This is a genomic window from Motilibacter aurantiacus (genome assembly GCF_011250645.1).
GTDB lineage: Bacteria > Actinomycetota > Actinomycetes > Motilibacterales > Motilibacteraceae > Motilibacter_A > Motilibacter_A aurantiacus.
In genome coordinates, this window is record NZ_JAANNO010000028.1 from 1 (window position 1) to 5,469 (window position 5,469).

Consider the following 5,469-nt stretch of genomic DNA (forward strand, 5'->3'; position numbering starts at 1 on the left):
TCTCGCCGAAGGCGCCCGCGGCCAGCGGGCGCCCGAGCTCGCGCTCCCACCGGTCGAGGTCCTCGCAGGCGTAGGCGTAGACCGCCTGGTCCGGCCCGCCGTGGTGCTTGCCGTTGCAGACGGCGTCGCCCGCCAGGCCCCCTCCCGCGACAGGTGCCGCGACCTGCACGGGACCGCTGACCGGCCGCTTGTCGATGCCCGACATCCGGCCACGGGCCCCGATCGGCCGGGGCACGCCCACGTTGACCGAGCTGACGAGCGCCATGGGCCGAACTCTACGTTCGGCGCGCGCCTTGACCCTGCCGTTGCGGAAGGCTCTAGCGTCCCGAGCGCGCGAGCAGGCAGAGGGCTGCGCTGCGCGGGGACGAGGAGGCGTACGTGGGGCACGAGCAGCCCGGCCGGCCGGTCGGCGAGGTCGCACGGCTGGCCGGGGTCAGCGTCCGGGCGCTGCGCCACTACGACGCGGTCGGGGTGCTGCGGCCGAGCGGACGGACGGCGGCGGGCTACCGGGTGTACGACGCGGACGACATCGCCCGGCTGCAGGGGGTCCTGGCCTACCGCGCGCTGGGCGTCCCCCTGCGTGAGATCCCGGCGCTGCTGGACGACCCGGGCGGGCGCCTGGGTGCGCTCCGCCGCCAGCACCGCCTCCTGCAGGAGCGCATCGAGGAGCTCCACGCCGTCGCGCGCACGATCGAGAAGACGATGGAGGCACACGAGATGGGGATCCGGTTGACCCCGGAGGAGATGCTCGAGGTGTTCGGCGACGCCGACCCGACCGAGCACGCGACGGAGGCCGAGGAGCGCTGGGGCGACACCGACGCGTACCGGGAGTCGCGACGGCGCACGTCGGAGTACTCGAAGGAGGACTGGCTACGCGCGCAGGAGGAGGCCGCCCGGGTCGAGGCCCGCTACGCGGCGGCGTACGACCGTGGCCTGGCGAGCGACGGCCCGGAGGCGGTCGCAGCGGCGGAGGCCCACCGTGCGCACATCTCCCGTTGGTTCTACGAGTGCAGCCACGAGATGCACTCCGACTTGGGGGAGATGTACATCAGTGATCCCCGCTTCACCGAACACTACGACCGCATCCGGCCGGGCCTGGCCCGCTGGGTCCGGGACGCGATCGACGCCAACGCCCGCGGAGCCGCGGCGGAGGCACCGGTGCGCACCTGACGCCGGTCAGTGCAGCTGGCAGACGTCGATGACCCGACGGGCGGCACCGCCGCCCTCCTCGAGGGCGAGGTCGATCGCCCGCTCGACGTCGAGGTCGTCGAGCAGGGCCCGGTCGACCTCCTGCGCGGCGCTGCGCGAGCCGCCGGGATGGCTCGCCGCGGCGTACAGGGCCTCGAGCCGGCCGGCCGCGCTCTGCAGGGCCGCGGGCTCGTACTCCCACGCCTCCCGCCACGGCCGGTCCAGGCAGAGCAGCCGGATGACGGCGGGGGAGACGGTCTCGAGCAGGTCCTCGACGAGGACGAGGTTGCCCGTGGACTTCGCCATCTTGGCACCCGCGTAGGACACGATGCCCGGGCGCATCCAGGCCCGGGCGAACGGCGCGACGCCCGTGGCCGCCTCGCCGAGCAGGGCCTCGACCGCGTGGTGCGGGAAGCGCAGGTCCGCCCCGCCCGCGTGCAGGTCCACCCCGGACCCGTACGACGAGAGCACCATCGCGGTGCACTGCGCGTGCCAGCCCGGGCGGCCGGGCCCCCAGCGGCTGGGCCAGCTCGCTCCCGCGCCCTCGTCGGTCGCGCCGCGCCAGACCACGACGTCGAGCGGGTGCTCCTTGGCCGGGTCGTCGGGCTGGTCGCCGTACTCGGCCGCGAGCCGGAGCGCCTCGTCCGGGTCGACCCCGGCGCGGGCCGCGGCGGCGGCGGCGCGCGCGTAGACGGTGCCCTCCCGCTCGTACGCGGCACCGCGCAGCAGCAGCGCCTGGACGAGCTGGATCACCTGGGCGACCGCCTGGCGAGCGGTCGGCTCACGGTCGGGCAGGCGTACGCGCAGCGTCTCCATGGTTCGGTCGAAGGCGAAGCGCTGCCGGCTGGCCAGCTGGTCGTAGGGCTCGTCGCGGCGCCGGGCCTCGGCGAGCAGGCTCTCGTCGACGTCGGTGACGTTGCGGGTCAGCTCGACCGCGGACCCGGTCGCCCGCAGCACGCGCGCGGCGAGGTCGGACCAGAGGAAGGTCGAGGCGTGGCCGAGGTGGGTCACGGCGTAGGGCGTGATGCCGCAGACGTAGACCCGTACGCGGCCGACGGTGGGCAGGGGCTCGCCCCCGAGGCGCAGCGGGAGCGGGGGGAACTCGGTCAGCCGGGTCACTCCCGCATCGTGCCATCTCCCCGCCACGGGGGCGGCGGCCCGGCCCGCGCTTCCGCCGTCCGCGTCGGGGGGGCCGAACGACCGGCGTCAGCAGAGCGTTCCAAAGAGTCACCTCTGCCGCGTTTGTCCCAGTGGGCGCACCGGGTAGCCGCAGTGTCTAGAGCGGGAGCACCGGATGCGCTATCGCCCCGGTGCTCCCGGCTCGGCAAGCCAGGGGACGCCACGACGCGCCGACGCCGGGCCGCACCTCCTCGCCCGACCGACCAGAGACAGGAAGCGACGATGGCGCAGCAGACAGGGCACCGTGACCGGCTCGAGGTCCACCACGCGCCCGACCAGCCCGGTGCGGACGCCGAGAAGCCCACCGACATCCCCGCCGCCGGCTGGAAGCAGATCGTCAAGCGGGCCTGGGCCGAGACGAAGGAGGACAACGTCCCCCTCATGGCCGCCGGGGTGGCGTTCTACGCCTTCCTCGCGATCTTCCCGGCGCTCATCGCGGCCATCTCGATCTACGGCCTGGTCGCGGACCCCTCGCAGGTGCAGCAGCAGGTCGAGGACCTCGCGAGCGGCCTGCCGGAGGAGTCCAGGACGCTCATCTCCGAGCAGCTGAGCAGCATCGCGGGAACCAGCGGCGGAGCGCTCTCCGTCGGCCTCGCCGTCAGCATCCTCGGCGCCCTGTGGTCCGCGAGCGGCGGCATGGGCAACCTGATCAAGGCCGTCAACCTGGCGTACGACGAGAAGGAGACGCGCGGCTTCGTCAAGCTGCGCGCCCTCTCGCTCGCCCTCACGCTCGGCGCGATCGTCTTCGTGCTGGTCGCGGTGGCCCTCATCGCCGTCGTCCCCGGCGTCCTGGAGTCGGTGGGGCTCGGCGCGGTCGCGACCGTCGGCGTCCAGGCGATCCGCTGGGTGGGGCTCGTGCTCGCGGTGATGGTCGCGCTGGCCATCGTCTACCGGTACGCCCCCGACCGCGACAACCCGAAGTTCGCCTGGGCGAGCCTCGGGGCGGTCGTCGCGGGGATCCTGTGGATCGTCGGGTCGGTGGGGTTCTCGTTCTACGCCAGCAACTTCGGCAGCTACAGCAAGACCTACGGCGCCCTCGCCGGCGTCATCATCCTGCTGATGTGGCTGTTCCTGACCTCGTTCATCGTGCTGTTCGGCGCCGAGATCAACGCCGAGACCGAGCGGCAGACGGCGAAGGACACGACGCAGGGCCCGGAGAAGCCGATGGGCGAGCGCCGCGCGACGGCCGCCGACACCGTCGCCCGCGACGCGGGCTGACCTGGGGCGCAGCCAGGAGGGCGGGGGGCCGACAGGGCCCGGACGCACGGTGGGGCCGGCGCGTGCTGCGCCGGCCCCACCGTGCGTCCGTGACCGGTCAGCGGTTGCGCCCGCGCCACGCCTCGCGCCACGAGAGCGCCGCTCCGGTACGCAGCACCGCCCCTTCGTAGAGCTTGGCCGCGACGCCCGCGAGCGCGACGATCGCCGCGATCATCAGCACGATCGCCAGGCCGACCTCCCACGCGGCGACGTCCCCGGCGGCCGTACGGGGCGGGTTCACCAGCACCGAGAACGGCGGCACGATCGCGAGCACGCGGGCGAGCGGCTCGTCCGGGCTGCTGCTCGCCCAGATCGCGGCGAAGAAGCTGCCGAGGATGACGAGAGTCATCGGGGTCGTGACGTTCTGCAGGTCCTCCTGCCGGCTGACCCGGGCGGCGGCAGCGGCGAACGCGGTGGCGTAGAACGCGAAGCCCAGGAGGAACCAGGCGAGCACCAGGGCCATCGGGGTGATGACCTCACCGCCGAGGTCGACCGCTCCCGTCGCCACCGCCACGGCGACTCCGATCACCCCCAGCACGAGCAGTTGCACGAGCCCCAGCAGGCCGATGCCGAGGATCTTGCCGGCCAGCAGCGCGCGCGGTGGCACCGTCGCGAGCAGCACCTCGACGACCCGGCTGGACTTCTCCTCGACCACGCCGAGGGCGACCCAGAAGCCGTACCCGAAGACCTGGCCGTAGAGCAGCAGCGTGCCGACGAAGGCGATGCCCTGGCGGCGCTCCGCGTCCTCGTCCGGCGGGTCGAGCGCTTCGATGCGCAGCGGCGCCACGTCGAGCGCCGCCCGCACCTGGCCTGGGTCGATGCCGGCCTGCCGGAGGCGCTCCTCGCCGACCAGGCCCGCGGAGGCCTGCTCGAGCAGGGCACGCAGCGTCCCCTCCAGCTCTTCCTTCACCACCGCCTGCCCCGGCGCGGTCAGCGCGGCGTCGAGGTCCCCGTCCTGCACCAGGGTGCGGGCCTCCTCCGGGGTGACCTCGCGAATGCTCACCTCCACGTCCAGTGCCGCCGCCTGGGCCTGCAACGTCGTCGCCGCGGCCGCCGCATCCGGGCCGAGGCCGACGTCATAGCTCTCGTCGTCACCGCCCACGAGGGTGGAGATGACCGTCACCGCGACCAGGATGAGCAGGGTCACCGCGGTGGAGACCAGGAACGACCGGTCGCGCCCGCGCTCGACGAACTCGCGCCGCGCGACGAGCCTGACCGCCCCCGCGGTGGACAGGTCGGAGGCCTGGACGGGGCGGCTCGACGGGGTGGCGCTCATGCGGCCACCGCCTCTCGGAACAGGTCGACGAGCGTCCGCTCCAGGGGCCGGAACTCGCGGACCCGACCGGCGCGGCGCGCCGCGTCGAGCACCAGCTGGTCGTCGACGTCCGCCGCGAGCTCGAGGACCACCGCTCCCGCCGTGCCCTCGAGGGGGCGTACGCCCGGCAGGCCCGTGGCCCAGCCCACCGGAGCGTCCACGTCCACGCGGAGCCGACGCGCCCCACCGCGCGAGCGCAGCTCGTCGACGGGGCCGACCGCCACCATGCGCCCGTCCTTGATGATCCCGACGCTGTCGCACAGCCGCTCGACCAGCTCGAGCTGGTGGCTCGAGAAGACGACCGGCACCCCCGCGTCGACCCGGGCGCGCAGGGCTGCGGCCAGCACGTCCACGCCCACGGGGTCCAGGCCGCTGAAGGGCTCGTCGAGGACCAGCAGGTCCGGCTCGTGGACGAGCGCGGCGGCCAGCTGGACGCGCTGCTGGTTGCCCAGCGACAGCGCCTCGACCTTGTCACCGGCGCGGTCGGCGATGCCCAGCTGCTCGAGCAGCGTGTCGGCCGAGGCCTCGGC

At 74.3% G+C, this 5,469-nt stretch carries 6 protein-coding genes; 2 read left to right on the forward strand and 4 right to left on the reverse strand.

The window, feature by feature from the left end:
- On the reverse strand, window positions 1-265 hold a 265-nt coding region (locus G9H72_RS20615; protein ID WP_166174715.1), incomplete at its 3' end, for an MOSC domain-containing protein.
- Between the two features lie 113 nt (window positions 266-378).
- On the opposite strand from G9H72_RS20615, the gene G9H72_RS20620 reads away from it, so the two are divergent.
- On the forward strand, window positions 379-1,170 hold the full coding sequence (locus G9H72_RS20620; protein WP_166174717.1) for a MerR family transcriptional regulator: 792 nt from the start codon (window positions 379-381) through the stop codon (window positions 1,168-1,170).
- A gap of 6 nt (window positions 1,171-1,176) precedes the next feature.
- Here the strand turns inward: G9H72_RS20620 and G9H72_RS20625 are convergent, their stop codons facing one another.
- On the reverse strand, window positions 1,177-2,307 hold the full coding sequence (locus tag G9H72_RS20625) for a hypothetical protein (protein WP_331272474.1): 1,131 nt from the start codon (window positions 2,305-2,307) through the stop codon (window positions 1,177-1,179).
- A gap of 282 nt (window positions 2,308-2,589) precedes the next feature.
- Here G9H72_RS20625 and G9H72_RS20630 point away from each other — a divergent pair, with 282 nt between their 5' ends.
- Window positions 2,590-3,585, forward strand: a complete 996-nt coding sequence (locus G9H72_RS20630) for a YihY/virulence factor BrkB family protein (RefSeq protein ID WP_166174719.1) — start codon at window positions 2,590-2,592, stop codon at window positions 3,583-3,585.
- Between the two features lie 97 nt (window positions 3,586-3,682).
- Here G9H72_RS20630 and G9H72_RS20635 read toward each other — a convergent pair whose 3' ends face one another.
- Together G9H72_RS20635 and G9H72_RS20640 are read right to left on the reverse strand one after the other, a co-directional pair.
- Window positions 3,683-4,900: an ABC transporter permease gene (locus G9H72_RS20635; protein ID WP_166174721.1), complete on the reverse strand. Its 1,218-nt coding sequence runs from the start codon at window positions 4,898-4,900 to the stop codon at window positions 3,683-3,685.
- Window positions 4,897-5,469, reverse strand: a 573-nt coding sequence (locus G9H72_RS20640) for an ABC transporter ATP-binding protein (protein ID WP_166174723.1), incomplete at its 5' end; no start/stop codon positions are given. The genes G9H72_RS20635 and G9H72_RS20640, both read right to left, overlap by 4 nt.